This is a genomic window from Trinickia fusca (assembly GCF_003628145.1).
GTDB classification, from domain to species: domain Bacteria; phylum Pseudomonadota; class Gammaproteobacteria; order Burkholderiales; family Burkholderiaceae; genus Trinickia; species Trinickia fusca.
Map to the genome: position 1 here is coordinate 705,909 of NZ_RBZV01000001.1, position 19,166 is coordinate 725,074.

General features: G+C 65.0%; 19 protein-coding genes. 15 read left to right on the forward strand and 4 right to left on the reverse strand.

What is annotated here, in order from left to right; translation table 11 throughout:
* Positions 1-1,218: a type II secretion system inner membrane protein GspF gene (gene gspF, locus D7S89_RS02880; RefSeq protein WP_121275404.1), complete on the forward strand. Its 1,218-nt coding sequence runs from the start codon at positions 1-3 to the stop codon at positions 1,216-1,218.
* An 8-nt stretch (positions 1,219-1,226) separates the two neighbouring features.
* Here gspF and D7S89_RS02885 read toward each other — a convergent pair whose 3' ends face one another.
* On the reverse strand, positions 1,227-1,661 hold the full coding sequence (locus tag D7S89_RS02885) for a type II secretion system protein N (protein ID WP_121275406.1): 435 nt from the start codon (positions 1,659-1,661) through the stop codon (positions 1,227-1,229).
* A 140-nt stretch (positions 1,662-1,801) separates the two neighbouring features.
* Here D7S89_RS02885 and gspG point away from each other — a divergent pair, with 140 nt between their 5' ends.
* From gspG to D7S89_RS02925, 8 genes are all read left to right on the forward strand, one after another.
* Positions 1,802-2,245: a type II secretion system major pseudopilin GspG gene (gene gspG / locus D7S89_RS02890; protein ID WP_121276038.1), complete on the forward strand. Its 444-nt coding sequence runs from the start codon at positions 1,802-1,804 to the stop codon at positions 2,243-2,245.
* A complete protein-coding gene (locus D7S89_RS02895; RefSeq protein WP_121275408.1) occupies positions 2,220-2,753 on the forward strand; it encodes a GspH/FimT family pseudopilin in 534 nt (177 codons plus the stop codon). The genes gspG and D7S89_RS02895 overlap by 26 nt, the downstream gene beginning before the upstream one ends.
* A 10-nt stretch (positions 2,754-2,763) precedes the next feature.
* On the forward strand, positions 2,764-4,068 hold the full coding sequence (gspL, locus tag D7S89_RS02900; RefSeq protein ID WP_121275410.1) for a type II secretion system protein GspL: 1,305 nt from the start codon (positions 2,764-2,766) through the stop codon (positions 4,066-4,068).
* Positions 4,032-4,541, forward strand: a complete 510-nt coding sequence (gene gspM / locus D7S89_RS02905) for a type II secretion system protein GspM (protein ID WP_121275412.1) — start codon at positions 4,032-4,034, stop codon at positions 4,539-4,541. The genes gspL and gspM overlap by 37 nt, the downstream gene beginning before the upstream one ends.
* 191 nt (positions 4,542-4,732) lie before the next feature.
* The gene (locus D7S89_RS02910) at positions 4,733-5,479 is read left to right on the forward strand and encodes a TonB C-terminal domain-containing protein (protein WP_121275414.1); all 747 of its coding nucleotides are present in this window, start codon (positions 4,733-4,735) and stop codon (positions 5,477-5,479) included.
* Between the two features lie 6 nt (positions 5,480-5,485).
* Positions 5,486-6,034, forward strand: a complete 549-nt coding sequence (locus D7S89_RS02915; RefSeq protein ID WP_121275416.1) for an RNA polymerase sigma factor — start codon at positions 5,486-5,488, stop codon at positions 6,032-6,034.
* Positions 6,035-6,045: 11 nt separating this feature from the next.
* The gene (locus tag D7S89_RS02920; protein WP_121276039.1) at positions 6,046-7,044 is read left to right on the forward strand and encodes a FecR family protein; all 999 of its coding nucleotides are present in this window, start codon (positions 6,046-6,048) and stop codon (positions 7,042-7,044) included.
* A gap of 223 nt (positions 7,045-7,267) precedes the next feature.
* On the forward strand, positions 7,268-7,651 hold the full coding sequence (locus D7S89_RS02925; protein WP_183085080.1) for a FecR/PupR family sigma factor regulator: 384 nt from the start codon (positions 7,268-7,270) through the stop codon (positions 7,649-7,651).
* Between the two features lie 51 nt (positions 7,652-7,702).
* On the opposite strand, the gene D7S89_RS02930 is transcribed toward D7S89_RS02925, so the two are convergent.
* Positions 7,703-8,467, reverse strand: a complete 765-nt coding sequence (locus D7S89_RS02930; RefSeq protein WP_245982623.1) for a hypothetical protein — start codon at positions 8,465-8,467, stop codon at positions 7,703-7,705.
* Positions 8,468-8,818: 351 nt separating this feature from the next.
* On the opposite strand from D7S89_RS02930, the gene D7S89_RS02935 reads away from it, so the two are divergent.
* Positions 8,819-10,456, forward strand: a complete 1,638-nt coding sequence (locus D7S89_RS02935) for a type II toxin-antitoxin system Phd/YefM family antitoxin (protein WP_121275421.1) — start codon at positions 8,819-8,821, stop codon at positions 10,454-10,456.
* Positions 10,457-10,480: 24 nt separating this feature from the next.
* Here D7S89_RS02935 and gspK read toward each other — a convergent pair whose 3' ends face one another.
* Together gspK and D7S89_RS02945 are read right to left on the reverse strand one after the other, a co-directional pair.
* The gene (gspK, locus tag D7S89_RS02940) at positions 10,481-11,449 is read right to left on the reverse strand and encodes a type II secretion system minor pseudopilin GspK (protein ID WP_245982624.1); all 969 of its coding nucleotides are present in this window, start codon (positions 11,447-11,449) and stop codon (positions 10,481-10,483) included.
* A gap of 74 nt (positions 11,450-11,523) precedes the next feature.
* The gene (locus tag D7S89_RS02945; RefSeq protein WP_121275425.1) at positions 11,524-12,093 is read right to left on the reverse strand and encodes a hypothetical protein; all 570 of its coding nucleotides are present in this window, start codon (positions 12,091-12,093) and stop codon (positions 11,524-11,526) included.
* Positions 12,094-12,611: 518 nt separating this feature from the next.
* Here D7S89_RS02945 and D7S89_RS02950 point away from each other — a divergent pair.
* From D7S89_RS02950 to D7S89_RS02970, 5 genes are all read left to right on the forward strand, one after another.
* Positions 12,612-14,258: a ShlB/FhaC/HecB family hemolysin secretion/activation protein gene (locus D7S89_RS02950; protein ID WP_121275426.1), complete on the forward strand. Its 1,647-nt coding sequence runs from the start codon at positions 12,612-12,614 to the stop codon at positions 14,256-14,258.
* 61 nt (positions 14,259-14,319) lie between these two features.
* Positions 14,320-16,116, forward strand: a complete 1,797-nt coding sequence (locus D7S89_RS02955; RefSeq protein WP_245982626.1) for a DUF2341 domain-containing protein — start codon at positions 14,320-14,322, stop codon at positions 16,114-16,116.
* A gap of 25 nt (positions 16,117-16,141) precedes the next feature.
* Positions 16,142-16,552 carry an ExbD/TolR family protein gene (locus D7S89_RS02960; protein WP_121275428.1) on the forward strand — a complete coding sequence of 137 codons (411 nt, stop codon included), beginning with the start codon at positions 16,142-16,144 and terminating at the stop codon, positions 16,550-16,552.
* A 9-nt stretch (positions 16,553-16,561) separates the two neighbouring features.
* Positions 16,562-17,260 (forward strand): energy transducer TonB family protein, encoded by a 699-nt coding sequence (locus tag D7S89_RS02965; protein WP_121275430.1) that lies wholly within the window; start codon positions 16,562-16,564, stop codon positions 17,258-17,260.
* Between the two features lie 91 nt (positions 17,261-17,351).
* Positions 17,352-19,166, forward strand: coding sequence for a putative porin (locus D7S89_RS02970; protein ID WP_121276043.1), 1,815 nt, complete (start codon positions 17,352-17,354; stop codon positions 19,164-19,166).

Sequence of the window (19,166 nt, forward strand, 5' to 3'; positions counted from 1 at the left end):
ATGCCGGCATTTCGCTACGAGGCAATCGATCAGTCGGGCAAGACGGCTCGTGGCGTGTTGGAGGCCGACAGCGTACGCGCCGGGCGCGCCATGCTGCGCGCGCAGGGGCTGGCGCCGCTCGTTGTCGAACTCGCTGCCGCCAAGCTCAACGGCGAACGCAACCAGCGCCTCGCGCTGGGCCGGAAGCTGTCGCAACGCGAGCAGGCGATTCTCACGCGTCAGCTTGCGAGCTTGCTGATCGCGGGTCTGCCGCTCAACGAGGCGCTTTCCGTGCTCAGCGAACAGGCCGAGCGCGACTACGTGCGCGAGCTGATGGCTTCGATTCGCGGCGAGGTCGTGGGCGGGCATACGTTCGCGAATGCGCTGGCGCAGCATCCGCGAGACTTTCCCGATATCTACCGGGCCCTGGTCGCGGCGGGTGAGCATACGGGCAAGCTGGGCCTGGTCCTATCGCGTCTCGCGGACTACATCGAGCAAAGCAATGCGCTCAGGCAGAAGATCGTGCTTGCGTTCACGTATCCGGCCGTGGTCACCGTCATCGCGCTCGGCATCGTCACGTTTCTGCTCAGCTACGTCGTGCCACAGGTCGCGAACGTCTTCATGAGTACGAAGCAGCAACTGCCGCTCTTGACCGTCGCGATGCTCGCGCTGTCCGACTACGTCCGACACTGGTGGTGGGCGACGCTCGTGGCATGGGCGATGGCGATCTGGCTCGTGCGTCAGGTACTTGCCCGGCCGTTGCCGAGGCTCGCGTTCGACCGCTGGCTACTGACTGCGCCGCTCGCCGGCAGGCTCGTGCGCGGCTACAACACCGTGCGCTTCGCGAGCACGCTCGGCATCCTGACGGCAGCGGGCGTACCGATCCTGCGCGCGTTGCAGGCGGCCGGCGAGACGCTGAGCAACCGCGCGATGCTCGCCAATGTGGACGATGCGATCGTGCGCGTGCGCGAGGGCTTGTCTCTTTCTCGTGCCCTCGGCAATACGAAGACGTTTCCGCCCGTGCTCGTTCACTTGATCCGCTCGGGCGAAGCGACCGGCGACGTGACGACGATGCTCGATCGGGCATCGGAAGGCGAGGCCAGCGAGCTCGAGCGGCGCACGATGTTGCTCACGAGCCTGCTCGAGCCGTTGCTGATCCTCGCGATGGGCGGCGTGGTGCTCGTGATCGTCCTGGCCGTGATGATGCCGATCATCGAGCTCAACAACATGGTGCAGTGATGCGTGTTTCAGCGGATGAATGCGGTCGGTTGCTGCGTGGGGGGCATGGCGATCTCCTGCCGTGCGCCGTTGCTGTCGATGACGATGGAGCGTGCGCGAATCTCGACGACCTTGACCGAGTCGCCGACCGTGCTGCCAAGCCGCACGATACGCACCGCTTCGCCGTTGTGGCTGACGACCGCCGCTGCGTGGTCGGCATCGAAGGCGAGAATGCCGCGCAGCTGAATGGCATCGCGCACCGGGCGGCCGGGGCCTGGGCCGAAGAGTCGCGTGCCGGCCGACACGTCCAGAGGCGTCGGTTGTGCGACCTGTACCGCAACGGGCTCGGGCGACGTGTTGAAGACGCGGACCCAGTACAGCCCGACCGTCACGAATATCGCGCCTGCGGCAAGGGCTGCGACGGTGGGCACGGCGGCAAGCGGATTCGCGAGGGAACGGATCATGGTGTCGAACTCCAGGGCTATAAAACAGTGAATGGGGATGGACGCAAGCGCCATCACATTTCGATCGAAGTGGCGACATTTTTTGACGTGAGGGTGAAGGCATGATGACGCAACGAAATGAATTCGAAGCGACGCGTGCGATGGTGCCGTTTCGGGGGGCAAGGCGGCGCGTGCATGGCGGTTTCACGCTGATCGAGATCATGGTGGTGATCGCCATCCTCGGCATCCTCGCGGCGCTGATCGTGCCGAAGATCATGAGTCGTCCTGACGAGGCGCGGCGCGTCGCGGCCAAGCAGGACATCGGCGCGATCATGCAAGCCCTCGATCTGTACAAGCTCGACAACGGCCGCTATCCGAGTACCGAGCAGGGGTTGCGTGCGCTCGTGCAGAAGCCGGCGACGGACCCGGTGCCGGCCAATTGGAAAGACGGCGGCTATCTGGGGCGTCTTCCCAACGACCCGTGGGGGCATGCGTATCAGTATGAGAGCCCCGGCGCACATGGCGAGGTCGACGTCTTCAGCTACGGCGCCGACGGCAAAGAAGGCGGAGAGGGCACCAATGCGGACATCGGCTCCTGGCAGTGAGCGCGAGCGATTCGCGCGAACGCTGCGATTGCGACGGCGCGGGACGCGTTCGTCCACCGGCTTCACGTTGCTCGAGATGCTCATCGTGCTGGTGATCGCCGGCTTGCTGGTGGCGCTCGTGACGCTCGCTCCATCGCGCAACCGGAGAGCGGAACTCGCAGAAGAGGCCCAGCGACTGGCCAGCCTGCTCGAATCGGCCGGCGACGAGGCGCAGGTGCGCTCGACGGTCATCGCGTGGCAACCCGTTGAAGGTGGATACCAGTTCTTCGAACGCACGCAGACCGGTGCATGGGCGCCGATGGCCGAGGGGCTGTTCCGGCCTCACCACTGGGCTGCCGACGGGACGAACGTTTCGATCCGCTACACCGGCAGCCGCGAATCGATCGCACGCGTCGTGCAGGGCGAGGAAAGTTTTACGGTGCCGGTGACGATCACGCTTTCGTCCGGGACGTCACGGTTCGTCGTAGCCGGGACAGGCATCGGCAATTTCGTTGTGCAGCAGCCATGAGCCTTAACACATGCAGAGTCTGATCGTACTGCTACCTTCGATACGGGCGTTCGATGCGCCGCTGTGGCAAGCGGTGCCGATGCCCTACGCGCTGCATGATCGCCGGGGCGTGCTCGTGCGCGCCGGACGGGCATGCCTTGACGCATTGCCCAAAGCGGCCTCGACCGTGCTCGTCATATCGGCGCGCGACACCTTGCTGCTCGATGTCGACTTGCCGCCCGTGACTGGGCAGCGGCTGCGCCGCATCCTGCCCAACGTCGTCGAGGAATTCCTCATCGAAGATGTGCAGCAACACCACATCGCGGTGGGAGAAGCCTCGAAAAGCACCGGCCGGCGCTCCCTGGCAGTCATCGATCGTGTGCGTTTCGCAGCAGTGATCGACTGGTTCGTGTCGGCGGGACATCGGCGTCTGCGAGCGGTGCCGCTGATTCACTGTATGCCGTCGGAGACGGCGCCGCACGAGGACACCGCTACGCAGCCGGATAGGCTCGATGACGCGGGCAGCGAACCCCAGGAGAAGCTCGAGCGCGAAAGCGACCCAGGCTCGCTGGATGCAGGCGAGACGTGGGGCGTCCTCGTCTGCGAATCCGCGCAGTCCTTCGAGGTTGCCGTGAAGCACGGCACGTCGGGATTCGGGCTGGAAGTCCATGCGCCGCTGCTCGACGTGACGCTCGCCGAGTTGTCGAAACGTCACGCGGCGCGTGTCTATGCACTCTCAGTCGACGCACAGGGCACGACGACGGTGAATGGGGAGCCTCTCGCTTGGGAGCAGCTCGCGCGCAACGCGCTCGGTTGCCCGTTCGACCTCTGCCAGTTCGAGTTCGCGCATGCGTCGCGCGCGCGCAAGCGCGGTGGTCTCAGGCCCTGGCGCCCGGCGTTGGGGCTCCTCGCCGCCGCGCTGATGGTCTCCGTCGTCGCCGTCAACGTTCAGTGGTGGCAGGCGCTTCATCGGCGTGACAGGCTCGACGCCCAGATCACGGAGGTCGTGAAAGCGGCCTTTCCGGGCACGCCGACGGTGCTCGACCCGAACACGCAGATGCAGGTCGGGCTGGCCAAGCTGCGCAGCGCAGCCGCTGAGCTTCGGCCGAGCGACTATCTCGTGCTTGCGTCAGCGCTGTCTCGCGCTTTGGGTCCGATTCTGTCGAGGTCGATCGCGGTCCTCGACTACAGCGACGATTCGCTCACGGTGACGTTCAAGCCGGGAACGACCATCGACGGCGACATGATTCGCCATCGTCTACAACCGCAGGGTGTGTCAATTCGCAAGGATGGCGACAAATGGGTACTCAGCTGCGCGCAATCCGCGCCTCGGTGAGCGCATGGCTCGAAGGCCGCGCGCCGCGTGAGCGGGCGCTGCTTGTGGTCGGCAGCGCGGTCGCGCTGGTCGCGCTCTTGTACAGCGTGCTCTGGGAGCCCGCATACAGCGGCCGGGCGCAGGTCGTCGCGAGCTTGCCGGCGCTCGCGACGCAACTCGCGCAGGCTCGTGTGGGGCTTGCCGAGGCACGCCGCCTCAGAGTGGCGGTCGCGGCGCCTGTTGCGCGTGGTGTCGCGCTGCGTGACGCCCTTGCCGCGTCGTTGTCGCAGGCCGGTATCGCCGATGCGCACGTCGCGCTGGTGGGGGCAGGCGTCGAGGTCGAGGCCAAAGCGGTGCCGTTCGCCGCTTGGATGAACTGGCTCGATGCGGTTCGCCGCGCGCAACGCGTGCGCGTGATCGATGCCCATGCGAGTGGCGAAGCCCGGCCAGGCCTCGCCACGGTATCCGCCGCACTGCAACCGGCCGCTCCATGAACGGGACGACCACAGACAAGGGGGAGCCACGACACGGCGGCTACCGGGCGAAGGTTTGCTCGGTCGCATTAATCTGACCATTCACCTGACTGTCACAGTTATTCCCTACGATGCGACGTTCGCCTGAAAAGTTGCAGGTAATGGGAGTTTTCGCTCCCGGCGGGCGTAACCTCGTTTCCGGCCACTGACTGATGACACGTTCACGGGCGTCGGCCGGCGTCCTGGCGTTGATCGCAGGCTGGCTGCTGCTTGCCTCGATCGCGCGCGATGCGCAGGCTCAGGATGCTGCTGTGCGCGACAGCCGCCAGGTCGACAGTGCGGCACATTTCGCTTTGCCTGCCCAGCCTCTTGCGCAGGCGTTGCGAGCTTTCGGGCACATGGCGGATCTGGTCGTGCTGGCTCCCGCGCCGCTGCTCGAGGGACGCATGAGTGCGCCGGTCGAGGGGGATTACTCGGCGCGCGCGGCCTTGGAACGCATGTTGGTGGGGACCGGGCTGCATGCCGAGTTCATGGCGCAGGACGAGGCGATCATTGCGGCGCAGCCAGGTGTGCCGGCGGCTCCGTCCAACGAAACGGATGCCGCGGCGAGTGCCGTATCGCCGATCGACGGGATCGGCGAGAACAATCAGCAGCGCGCCTACGCGGCGATGCTGCAGGCACGTTTGACAGAAGCGCTGTGTGCGCAGAGCGCGGCGGTTCCGGGCGGTTATCGGCTGGTTGCGCAGCTACGTATCGACGACAAGGGGACAGTGGTGGCGGTCAACATCGTGACATCGAGCGGTCTTGCCTCTCGCGACGCGGCGATCGTTCAAACGATGCGTGCGTTGAAACTCGAATGGGCGCCGCCGCCTGGCTTGCCTGAGCCGGTCACGATATTGCTGCGCCCGGCGGGCAATGGCGTGCACATCCGATGTTCGCAATCCGGCGAACGGAATTAGGCGCCCATGTCCGACAGCACCCGCGTTCAGCTCAGAAAGCTCCTGGCCTCGCGCTACACGTATCTGGTCAAGCGGCTCGAGCGCGTGACGGGATCGAAGGATGGCGCAGCCGACGCATTGCACGAGACATGGCTGCGCCTCGAAAATGCGAACGTGTCGACCCAGGTCGCCAACGCCGACGCGTATATTCTGGGCATGGCCAACAACGTGGCCATCGACCAGCATCGACGGGAGCGGCGCCATCTCCATGAAGACGACGTGGAAGCGTTGCTCGAGTTGCCCGACGAGCTGGCCAATCCCGAGCGCATCGTGGCGGCTCGGCACAAGGTGGAGGCGCTCAAGGACGTCCTGCGCGGCTTGACGCCGCGTCGACGGGCTATTTTGCTGGCGGCCCGGGTGGATGGTTTATTGAACCGCGAGATTGCCGAGCATTTCGGCATTTCCTTGCGCCTCGTGGAGAGCGAGCTGAGCGCGGCGATGAAATATTGCCTTCAGCGCATGGAGGACATAGGCGATGCCTACCCGGGTTCAAGAAGCGGACCACGCAAATTTTGAGCATCGTGACGATGACGAGAGCTGACGCCGATTCCGCCGAGCAGACGCAGGAGCAGGCACGCCAGTGGCTGTTGCGCTTGCGTGCCGGCAACGCGAGCGAGGCCGACGCCGAGGCTTTCCGGCAGTGGTGTGCCGATCATCCGCAGGCGGCGCACCGCTTGCGCGACACCTGGAGCATGCTGCGCGTGGCCGCCGAGGAGCTCGCCCAAGAGGAGCAGTCGGTTGCCGGCATAGGGACGGCGCAAGCGAAGCGCCGCAACACGCTGCGCACGAGTCGCCGAGCATTCATCGGGTTCGCGGCTGCCGCGGGCGCATCCTGGCTTGCGCTGCGGCCACCGTTGCAGCTCTGGCCATCGGTGACCGACATGGCGGCCGACTATCGCACAGGCACCGGAGAGCAGCGGCAAGTGGCGCTGTCGGCGCGTGTGTCGGTCGAGTTGAATACGCAAACGAGCGTCGACGTGTTGCCCGCCAAGGTGGCCGCGAGAGGGGTCGAGCTGCTCGCCGGCGAAGCGGAGATCGATGCGCAAGCGCCTTCGTTGCGCCGCGTGGGCCTGGTCGAGCCTGTTACCGTAGTCGCGGGGCGAGGACGCATGCACGCGCAAGTCGCACGGTTCAACGTCAGACGCACCGGCAACGAGACGTGCGTGACGTGCATCTCGGGCACGGTCGCCTTCGAGCATCCGCGCCGGCGGCTCGCGTTGCAGGCCGGCGAGCAGGTGACCTATGACGACCGCAACGTACAGCCCTTGTCCCGGGTCGATCCGGCTGCCGTGGTCGCCTGGCGCCGCGGGGTGCTCGTCTTCGATGGTGTTCCGCTCTCAGAGGTCGTCGACGAGATCAATCGCTACCGGCGCGGCAGACTCGTCCTGCGTAACGCGGCGCTCGGCAGGAATCGCATGCAGGCGCAATTTCCGATCACGAAGCTCGACGACGTCATCGACATGCTCGGTCGGCTCTATGGTGCTCACGTGACGAGGCTGCCCGGCGACATCGTCCTACTCAGCTGATCGCCTGATCCGCCTATTCAGGCGAGCGCGCTACGCCTTCCGTTTGCGGGTTACGCCTGCTCGTTCCGACCTGATGGATGAGAGCCGACGAACTTGCGCATGCCCGTAGGGTAGGACATCGCGTGAGGCGTCGAGCATGATGCGCAGCCGGCCCGTCGCTCGATCGCGAGCCCGGAGCCCGCGCTTGAGCGTTCCCGTGTCCGCTGCTATGGACGGTGCCGCAATGAAAAAAAAAGCATCGCAGCAGGGTGGGTTCCCGCGCCGAACGAGAGAAGGCTCGGGGGAGGTAATCGATACGGCGATCCAGTGGCTGATCTGGCTGCGTTCGGGCAGCGCTTGCCGTACCGATGCAGATGAATTCAGGCGCTGGCGCGCACAGAGCGTCGAGCATGCACAAGCGGCTTATGACGTCGCGCGGCTTTGGCAGATCCTCGGCTTGCTGCGTAGCGACGATGGCATGGATGGCCGCGCACGCATCGCATTCGATGGTGTCATGTCACGTCATCGGCGCATGCGGACGCGCATGGGGCTGTCATGCGTGCGCAATGGCGTGCGATATCGGCGTCGCGTGCGCGGGCGAGGGCCGAAGAAAAAAAATGCGGGTTGAGTCTGCTCGTTTCGACCTAGTTTACGTAGGCCGTGGACGTCGCCGTGCCGGTCACGGTGACTGGGCATCCGCCCGCTCGCTTGCGCGTGCGGCATGCCACGTCGCGTCCTGCGGGTCGTCCGTACTGCGATAAGGCTGGAGCAGAAACGGAAAGCGCTGGCACAACGATGCAGATTCTCGCAAGGCCACGATATGGTTGACCATCCATTGCAGCAAGTCGCTTCCCTGCCGGATCTGATGCGCGCTCCAAGCCGGCATCGCATCGAACAGCGCGGCGAAGCCGTCCCAGCGAGAAGGGCGGCCGCCGATCGCGGGCCGGATGTAGGTGTTCAGGCAGATGTCGTCGCCGTCGGTCATCGTGCCGACGAACAGGCCTTTCGCGGTGGGTACGCCGACCTGCTTCCATTTCTCGACGACCGCGAGCATGCGCAGCACGCGCGCCAACACGAATGCGGCGCTCGTCTCGTGCTCGATTTCAGCGAGCGACACGACGCCATTGCGTTGCATGCACCGCGCGACGGCATGCGGCTTGATCGTGCTCGAGGCGAAGCTGCGCAGCACGAGCTCGGGAACGGTGAGCTGCAACTGGAATTCGCGCAAGCCGTGCTCGGCGCTCATGGTCGAGAAATTGATGAACAGGCCTTCGACCTGGCCGAGCGCACCCACGTAAGGATCGAGGCCCAGCCGGGTCAGCTTCGGTGCGACCTGGCGTTCGAGCAAGCGCATGAGATTGCGCCGGTTGCGCACGCCGGTGAAGTGGTCGAGGCACTGCGTGATGACGTCGCTGATCTCCCAGCGACGCTCTTCGGCGAGCAAGCGAGGCGATCGGCTCAGGTCGAACCTTGCGCGGCCATGTGCCACGCGTGGATCTACAAACATGCCGGTCCTCACGGGTCCATTGCGGGCGGATGGCCTCGGCGTATGCACGAGGGTTGCCGGGTGGAGGGCAACGATCGCGACCGAAAGCGGGCCGGCTTGCGCCCGGGCTTGGTTGGCCGCCGCCCTGTCGGACGCGAGGATAGCATGCACAGGCGCGCGCGTGATCGATGCGCAAGCATCCGAAAGTCGGCGCCGCGCTTGCCTCAGGCACGCGGCCCAAGGATGCCGATGAGCGCCTTGCCAAAACATTGATGACAGTGATGAGGTAACCAGGTGATACGCACGGTCATGGAACGCTTTGTCGAGCACAGCCCGATGGCAGTGATGGCGCGGCTCGTCATGCAATGGGCAATACACGCGGAGCCGGTCGGCGATGCGCTCGAACACGACGAGCACGAACAGACGCGCGAGCAGCTGTTCTCGATGACGGTCGGCGCGATGGCGTCGATTGAGGCGCGCTTGCGGCGGCCGTCTCAAGCGAACACGACCATGCCGGCGGAATTCGGCGTACTCGTCGCCGCTTTGCATGACAGCGCGAGCCGGCTTCGCGCCGCATGGGGCCGCACGCTGGTGCGCGACAGCGTCGAGCTGTTGCTGCCTGCCGTGCGGCCGCGCGCCGACGAGCGCGTATCCACGGCGGCAGGATTTCGGCTCAGGGTGCTCGATGGCGGCCCGATGCTGCGTGGCATGCAATGCGCCGGGGGAGACGGCTGCGCCCAGGCGGCGCCGGTCGCCGAGATGGGTGCCTATCCCGCGCAGACGAGCGGCGTGCTGCCCGTCTACGACCCCGAGCTCGCGATGATCGTCGATCTCTTGCCGTATGAGGGCGGTTACGCGCGCGAGCGTGCGTTCTTGCGTGTGCTTATGGAATCGGTCCGGCCCGGCGAGCTGTGGCTCGTCGATGGTCGCTTCGACGCGAATGCGATCGTTTCCGGCTGGCCGCGTAATGGCGGCACGTTCATCGTCGCCGAGCACGGCTGCACACCGGTCTATCGTGAGCTCGCCGAGCCACGCGAGCAAGGACGGCTCGGTGATGAGGCCGTGTACGAGCAGGCGGTCGGGGTCGCCGACGAATGGGGGGCGTCGCTCGTGTTCAGGCGTATCGAATGGCATCGAAGCGCCGCCGGTTCAGGTGAGGGCAGTGACGCGATCGTGAGCATTCTGACGAACGTGCCCGCGTCGCAGCTCGACGCACTCGAGGTCGTGCGCCTGTACCATCGACGCTGGAGCGAAGCGTTGCCGCTGCCGATGGATGCCGTGTCGGACGAGGGCGTACTCGCTGCGGCGCCGCCACGCGCTGCGCTGCTCGCCAGCAGCATCGTCGCGCTGGCCTATAACGTGCTCAGTACCATGATGACCGTCGTCGGAAGCACGCTGGCGCTCGCCGCACGCGATATGGAGCATTTGCCCGTGGACATGGCGGCGGGCGTCGAGGCGGCTTATGGCGGCATGATGATCGCGCTGCCCGCGGAAAACTGGCGGCGCTACGACAGGCTTCCCGAGTCCAGCCTGTGCCGGATCTTGCGTCATCTGGCCGTTCATCTCGATCCACGCAGCGAGCGAAGAAAGCGACGCGACGATCGAGCCTCGGCCCGCTCGCAGGCCCGGCTGCGCGCGGCAACGCTGGCTAGCCTGCTACCCGACGAAGCGGCACTGTATTCCGCGGCACCGTTCAAGCCGCACACGATCGCCATGGCGACGCGCGACTTCAGCAGCAATCCGTCCAAGGCGTTGCGCCATGCGAGTGAAGCGCTGGTCATGGTCACCAAATACAATCGGCCGATCGCGCTGCTCGTGTCGATCGACGATTGGAATCGGTTGCTGGGAGAGGTGCGGGAGACGAGCCTCGATCGCCTCTCGCTCGACTATGCCGCGTTCGAGCAGATTCAGGATGGCCCGGTTGCCGGCGAGTGCTCGCTGAACTAGGCTCGAATGGTGTTCGTGAAGGCCCTAGTCGATCAGGCGATGTACCCAGATGACCGACGTCCAGCTGAAGTTGCCGATCCCGTATCGGGCGAGCAGCGTATCGATGCGTGTGTCGATACGGGCCGAGTGGATGCGGCAGTGAACGATGAAGTAGCCGCTATTGACGCCGACGCTGGCCCCCTCGGGCAACACGGCGCTGCCTTGGCCCGTCGCGAGCACTTCGGAGATGTCGCCGGTGCTGACGAAGTAAGCCGCGTTGCGTCGCTCGATGAGACGCTGAGCCTCTGCGCGAGACAGCGTCGGGATCGCCGCCACGAGAACGGGCGCCGAGGCCGTATTGGCGTTGACCGTGGTCAAGTCGGGCAGGAGGGTGACGAAGGGGGCAAGGGTCTTGATCGCGCGCGTATCGTATCCGGGGACGCGTGACAGATCGGCCACCGACACGAGTTGCAGCGGCCAGCCGCCTGCGCTGTTCGTCTCGCGCAGCGATTGCACCATATACGCAGCCGTTTGCTGCGCCAGCGTGGGACTGAGCGACAGCTCGTCGAGCAGGCGCCGATAGGCGAGCACCCCGTCCTCGTTGATCTGCCACGGCTGGCCCGGTGCCTGACGGGACACGAGGTTCGTCAGGTTGAATCTCGCTTGCGCGTCTTCGACCTGACCGGAAATCCAGGCACGGGCAAGCTCGCCGTTGACGGCGGCGGCGTCAGGCGGCAGGAAATCGGCCAATTGCATGTCGTTCACCGCGGCCGACCACGCCTGGCCGAAATAGGTCACGTTCGACGATGCGCTTTGGACGCGCAAGACGGCACGCGCCCACTCGACGGCGGCGCGCTCGGCCCACAGGGTCTCGGCGGCGAGGCGCTGGTTCTGCACCTCGCGCATGGCGACCTGCTGGCGCCATAGCACGCCCGCGGCCAGCACGGCAGCGAGCGCGACCACCAGCAATACGGTCACGAGCGCGATGCCGCGCTCGCGCGGTGCCACGGTCATGCTTCGGCGTCGATCCTCATGCATGTGCTCGACCTTGCGAATGTGAAGTAGGCGAAACGGTAAGCGAAATGGCATCAAGCCTCGAACGCGAACCACGCATGCAGGATGCTGGCATGCATCGATGACGATATGCCGAAACCGGCGACGATGCCGGCCACCCAGAGCACGATAGCCGGCGAGTGAGGGCATTGCGTCTTGGCGACGAGTGGGCCGACTAGCCCGCCGATGGCGCCCGTGCCGTCGAGCAGCAGCATGAGCAGCGCGCACGCGACCCCCATGCCGACGGCGAAATAATGGCCCGCCACGGCGCGGCGACTCGCGAACGGCTTGCGGTGATGACGTTGATTGGTCGCGACGATCGCAGCGGCGTTCGCGAGCGCAACGACGGCCATCGCCGCGGGCCAGAACAGTGGCTGATCGCTGCGCGGGTCGATCATCAATAGCGCGCCGATCGTCCAGAAGGGCGGCGCGAGCAGCGTCACCGTCATCCAGGACAGCGATTGCCACTTCAGCCACGGCGCGCGCCAGCGCAAAGGCGCGGGCGCTTCCCATTCCCAAGCACTCGCGCGAGCGTCGCCCTGCGCGTCGGTGGCCATGCCTAGCCGGCGCGCGAGCCGCTTCAAGAACATCGTATCGATCGACATGGCGTTTTCCCCGTAGTGCTCAGCCTTGTATTCGATAAGACGTTCGGACGGGCGCTATGCCGCATGTCTACGTTGGACGGCGACCCGGGCTCTCCCTCATCAAGTGAATCGTCTAATGAATGTCATAAAAAGTTGCGAGTTGAAAGACGACGATTGTCGGCTCGCGCGACGCGCTACGTGCAGCCTGAAAAAAAGTTTGCGGTATCGCATGGGTTGTTCCGTCTAGGTAGAGGAGAAGCGCGCTGCGGTCCTGACGATTCACGAGACACGGCATGACGTGAACCAACGCTATCGATCGCCACGACGACAAGTTGCACAAACGTTGCGGGTTGCAGACGTCGGCGTCGTCCTTGCAGATGCGGTCGCATCGTCCGTACGCATGACGCTTGGTGGTTGGCTTGATGTTTGATTAGGAAAACTAATTAGAAGTCATGGATTTGAAATAAATCTGTGATATCGGCAGCCGCCGTCTGGCTTGCCGCTGCAGCGACGGTTTGAATCGGAAAGGGGAATGGCGCATGCCGCCAAGAGAAAGCGGGGAATCTCATGAACACGGGCGCGGACTGCATCGGATTTGGGCGGGACTGGCGTTGATCGGTGGGCTGGGCATCGCGCTTGCCGCGCGCGGGCAGACCGCGCCCGGCACGCCGCCAACGCCGGGCGTACCGCAGGCATTCGATGTCAACGAGTTCATCGTGCGCGGGAACACGACGCTGCCGACCGTCGATATCGAGAAAGCGGTGTATCCGTTCGAAGGACCGGGGAAGACGTTCGCCGACGTCAACGCGGCCCGCGACGCGCTGCAGAAGGCCTATCAGGACAAGGGATACCAGTCGGTGGTCGTCGAACTGCCGGCACAGCAGGTCAAGAATGGGGTGATCGTGCTGCAAGTGGTCGAAGCAAAGGTGGGGCGGTTGCGTGTCGACGGTGCGAAATATTACTCGCCGCAGAACATCCGCGACGCAGTGCCGGCGCTTGCCGAAGGGACAGTGCCGAACTTCAACACGGCGCAGCAGCAGTTGACCGACCTCAACCAGTCCGCCGATCGCCAGGTGATGCCGGTACTGAAACCGGGCGCGTTGCCGCAGACCGTCGACGTCGACTTGAAGGTGGACGACCACAGTCCGCTGCACGCAAGCGTGGACCTGAACAATGACAGCAGCCCGGGGACGTCGTCGTTGCGCACGAGCGCGACGCTCAGCTACTCGAATCTGTGGCAGCTCGGTCACGTCATTTCGGGCACGTACCTGCTCGCGCCGCAGCATCCGAACGACGCGCGCGTGTACTCGTTCTCGTACCTTGCACCGCTGGCGGGTTCGCATTGGAGCTTGCTCGCCACCGCCCTGCATTCGGACAGCAACGTGGCGTCGGTCGGCGGCACCAACGTGCTCGGCAAAGGAACGACGTATGGCTTGACGGCCATCTATGGGCTGCCGGGCACCGACACGTATACACAGTCGGCCAGCGTGGAGATCGATCGCAAGCATTACGAGGAAAACGTGATGCTGGCGGGGCAGACGTCGATGGCGCCGTTGACCTACGTGCCGGTGACGTTGTCGTACAACGGCCAGTTGAACCTGAAGAACTCGCTGACGACTTTTGCCGCGTCGCTGACGACGAACATCCGCGGCATCGGCAGCGATTGGGGCGCGTGGGACAACAAGCGCTACAACGCGACACCGGATTTCTTGTACGGCAAGTTCGACATCAATCACACGCAGCGCTTTGCCAACGACATGCAGGCCAACGCGCATGTGAGCGCGCAGCTCTCCAACTCGCCGCTCGTCTCGAGCGAACAGTTTGCAGCCGGCGGCATGAACAGCGTGCGCGGCTACATGCAGGCCGAGGACACCGCCGACAGCGGCGTGATCGGTTCGCTCGAGGTCAGAAGTCCTTCGGTGGCGAAGTGGCTCGGCGGACAAGTGGGCAGCCGCATCAACGAATGGCGCTTTCACGCGTTCGTCGACGCCGCCCACCTATGGCTGCTGAGCCCGCTTCCGGAGCAGACCTCGAGCTTCAACCTGCTCAGCGCCGGGGTGGGAACGCGTCTGCAGCTGCTCAAGTACGCAAGCGCGGATTTCGAAGCGGGCTGGCCTTTGAAGGCCGGTCCCTATACGAAGCAGTACAGCCCGCGCTTCGATTTCTACGTGCGATTGGGATTTTGAGGACCTTTCGGATCGCGTGGCGCCCGGTGCGCGCGCGTGAGATTCATTCGGGGAGTGCATTGTGAAGCGAGCCTTGTTCCTTCTGCTGGTGATGTTGCTGGGCGTATTGCCCGGTGTGGCGAACGCGTGGTGGCAAAACGACTGGTCGTACCGCAAGGCGATCACGATCGACACGAGCCCCAAGGGCGCGAATATCGCGGACTCGGCGGGGCGGGTGCCGCTGCTGATCCGGCTGCACTCGGGCAACTTCCAGTTCGATGGCCTTGCCGAGAATGGCGCGGACATCCGGTTCGTGGCGGCCGACGACAAGACCCCGCTCAACTACGAGATCGAGCAATACGATGCGGTGCTCGGCGTGGCGCTGATCTGGGTCGACGTTCCGAAGATGCCGGCTGGCGCGTCGCAGTCGATCTGGATGTACTACGGCAACACGAAGGCGCAGGACGGCAGCAAGCCGGCCGAGACGTTCGATCCCGACTACACGCTCGTGTACCACTTCAACGGCGCGTCGGGCACGCCGCCCAAGGATGCGACCGCCAACGCGAATACCGCCCGCAATGCGCCGTTCAAAACGGTCGAGGACGGCATCATCGGCAAGGCCGCGCGGTTCGACGGCAACGCTGCGTTGAGCCTGCCGGCGAACCCGTCGTTGAACGTGAGCGCAGGGGGCAGCTTCACGTTCAGCGCATGGGTCAAGCCCGCCTCGCTCGCGCCGAACACGTTGCTCTTCAGCCATCGTGACGGCGCCAACGCGTTGCTGATCGGGCTCGACAACGGGGTGCCGTTCGCCGAGATCGACGGTGCGGCAGCGCCGGTTCGTACGCCTGCGTCGACGCCACTGGCGGTCGACAAATGGAGCCATGTGGCGGTGACGGCGGACGGCAAGACCCTGACCGTGTACGTCAATGGCAAAGAGGTGTCGCAGGTGGCCGCCACGCTGCCGGCGCTGACCGGGGCGTTGGCCGTGGCCGGTGACGTCGAGGGTGCGCCGGCCGGTTTCGCGGCATTTGCCGGCTCGCTGGACGAACTGCGGTTGTCGAAGGTGGCGCGCTCGCCGGCCCTGATCGCGCTCGATACGTTGTCTCAAGGCTCGGAATCGAAGCTCGTGGCCTACGGGGCGGACGAGAAACAGTCCGGTTTCGGCTTTGGCTACTTCGGCGTGATCGTGCACTCGGTGACGGTCGACGCTTGGGTGGTGATCGGGATCCTGTTGGCGATGGCGGCGGTCTCGTGGTTCGTGATGTGGACCAAGGCCCGGTACGTGAACCTGGTCGACAAGGCCAACAACTATTTCGTGCAGCGTTTTCGCGAGGTGGCCGGCAAGCATCTGGTGGGCCTCGCACGCGTGGAGGAGACCAGCGAGGAGGGCCGGCGCTTGCGGCAGTCCTCGCTCTATCGGCTGTACAAGGCGGGCGTTCACGAAATCCATAGCCGGGTCGACGAACGCGGACGCACGGTCATCACGACCGAATCGATAGAGGCCATCCGTGCGTCGATGGATGCGACGCTGGTCAGAGAAAACCAGCAGCTTTCGAAATCGATGGTGCTGCTCACGATCGCCATTTCAGGCGGCCCGTTCCTGGGCCTGCTCGGCACGGTGGTGGGGGTGATGATCACGTTCGCCGCGATCGCGGCGGCCGGCGACGTCAACGTGAACGCCATCGCGCCGGGTATCGCGGCGGCGCTGCTCGCGACGGTCACCGGGCTGTTCGTCGCCATTCCGGCGCTCTTTGGCTACAACTACCTGCTGATTCGCAACAAGAACGTGACCGCGAACATGCAGGTATTCGTCGACGAGTTCGTGACGCGCCTGGCCGAAGCGCATCGCAGTCCTGAGCACGCTGTGCTGGCCGACTGAACGACCGACCGCCACGGAGAATGCCATGCAAGTTCAGGACGACGACAAGCCCTACGACGACATCAACATCACGCCGATGCTCGATCTCGCGTACGTGCTGTTGATCATCTTCATCATCATGACGACGGCTTCGGTGCAGGGCATCAAAGTGGACCTGCCCAAAGCCAGCTCGTCGACGAGCCTTGCCAAACCGAAGACGAAGGCCATCACGGTGTCGGACTCCGGGCAGATTTTTCTCGACGCCTATCCGGTGACGATGGACGAACTCGAAAGCCGTCTGCGCTCGGAAAAGGCCAGCAACCCGGACTTTCCGATCGTTCTCAAGGGCGACGCCGCCGTGCAGTACCAGCGGGTGATGGACGTGCTCGATCTGCTCAGGCGTCTGGACCTCTCGCAGGTCGGGCTCGTGACCGGCAAGGCCAAGCAGGGCGGCTAGGGGCGCGCAATGGAGATGACCTACAACGGGGGACCCTCGCGCAACGGTCGCGGCCGTTACGTCAAGCCGGCCTTGATCGTGCTCGCGCTCGTGGGCCTCGGTGCCCTGATCTGGCATTTCGCCGGCGAGACCACGGGCGTGAGGCGCGCGGTGGCGCCGCAGGTGACCACCGTCATCCCGTTGCCGCCGCCACCGCCGCCACCTAAGCAAAAGCCGCCGCCGGAGAAGGTGAAAGAGGAGACCAAAACACCGGTGGACCGGCCGACGATCGCGCCCAAGCCATCGGAGGCGCCCAAGCCATCGGACAACCAGCCGAAACAGATGACGATGAACGCGCCTGCGCAGGCCGGTGCGGACAGCTTCAACATCGGCGCCGGCGATGGCTCGGGGATGGTCGGGAGCGGGGGCGGCGGCACGTTCGGCAACGCCACCTATTCGACGTACATGGTCTACGTCTTGCAGCGCGCGATCGAACAGGACCCAGGTGTGCAGCAGGTCGGCGGGGCTCGCTTTGCGGGCAGCCTGAATTTGTGGATGGAGCCGTCGGGCCGCATCACGAGAGTGGCCATCGTGCAGTCCACCGGCGACGCGAAGATCGATGCGGCGGTGGTGGCGGCGATTCAGGCACTGGGCAAGGTCGACGAGCCGCCGCCGCCCGCCACGACGTACCCGGCGCTCGTGAAGCTCCAGGGGCGCAAGCCGGGTTAGCGCTGCGCGTGACGAAGCCGGTAATGACGACGGGGCACGCCTGTGGATGGGCCGTGCTCTCAGAAGAACAGCAGCTATGCGGAGAATGTCGATGATTCAAAGGATGCAGCGACGGGGTGGTCGAGGCGGCGAGGAGAGGGCGTCGGTAAGCGGCTCGCGTGTGGGGATGACGGCGTTGCTGACGCTGGGGATGGTGTGCGCGGCGGGGGCAGCGCACGCGCAGTCGCTCGAAGCGCAAGCGGCGTCAAGCGCGGCGAGCCCGAGCGAGAGCACCGTGATCAACCTGATCAATCTGCTCGTCAAGCGCGGCGTGATCACGCAGCAGAGTGCCGACGACCTCATTCACGAAGCGAGAACCGAAGCCGCTCAGGCGAAAGCGGCGAACGCGGCGCGGCCCGCGGCGGCGGCGGCGATCGTCAATGCACCGACGCAGCCCGGTGACGTGGCCGTGCCCTACGTGCCGCAGGTGGTGCGCGAACAGATCCGCGATCAGGTCAAGCAGGAGGTGATCGCGCAGGCCAAGGCCGAGAATTGGGCGCAGCCCAACACCTTTCCCGACTGGGTGTCGCGCATCACGCTCGACGGCGATTTGCGCGTGCGCGACGAGTACCACTTCTATGGAAGCGGCAATACGAACAACGTCACCAACTTTGCGGCGATCAACCAGGCCGGCGGCTTCGACGTCAACAACAACACGAATCCGACGCAGCTTCCCACGGTCAATACGCGGGAGAACCGCAACAATCTGGAGCGCTACCGTGCGCGCCTCGGCGTGACGGCGCTGCTGTCCGAGCAGCTCAAGGCCGGCGTGCAGCTCGCCAGCGGCAACGACAACGGGCCGGTGTCGACCACGTCGACCGCGGGCGGGGGCTTCGCGAAAAAGAACATCTGGTTGAACAAGGCGTTCTTCGACTATCGCCCGACCACCTGGGCGAACGTGCTGGCGGGCCGCTTCGACAATCCGTTCTTCACCTCCGATCTGCTGTTCTCGAGCGATCTGGAGATGGACGGTTTGGCCGCTCGTTTCGCGCGCGCGCTGCCGGCCCATCCCGATGTCACGTTGTTCGGCACGCTGGGCGTATTCCCGATCCAATACACGGCGGAGAGCTTCCCGTCGAACAGCACGAGCAAAGCCGGCAGCGACACGAAGTGGATGTTCGGCGCGCAAGTCGGGGCCGATTGGAAGATCAACAGGCAGAACCGGCTGAAGGGCGCGGTGGCCTACTACGACTTCCAGAACATGCGGGGCACGCTGTCTTCGCCATGTGCGCTTTATCTCGGCGCGACGAGCTGCAGCACGGACAACGAGGCGCCGGCATTCATGCAGGGCGGCAACACGCTGCTCGCGCTGCGCAACATCGTCGCGAATCCCAATGCCGGGCCGGGCCTGACGCCGGAGCCGCAACTGTTCGGGCTCGCTTACAACTACCGGTTGCTCGACATCAAGGCTCAGTGGGATACGGTCATCGCGGATCGCTTGAAGCTGCGGCTCGACGGCGAATACGTGCGCAACCTTGCCTACGACGAGGACAAGGCCTTCAGCGCAGCGTCGCTGCCGGTCAACAACTACGAAACGAGCAACATCAACGCTACGCGATCCGATTACCGCAGCGGGCCGAACGGGTTCCTTGCGAAGGTGACGGTCGGCGACCCCGAACCGGTCGACAAGGGGCAATGGAATTTCTCGGTCGCCTACAAGTATCTGCAGCCAGACGCCACGCTCGATGCGTTCAACGATCCCGATTTCCACCTCGGCGGCACCAATGCGCGAGGCTACGTCCTCGGTGCGGCCTATGCCGTGGCACGCGACACTTGGGTCTCCGCCCGCTATCTGAGCGCGAAGGAAATCTATGGGCCGCCGGTCTCGATCGACGTGCTCCAGCTCGAGCTCAACGCGCGGTTCTGA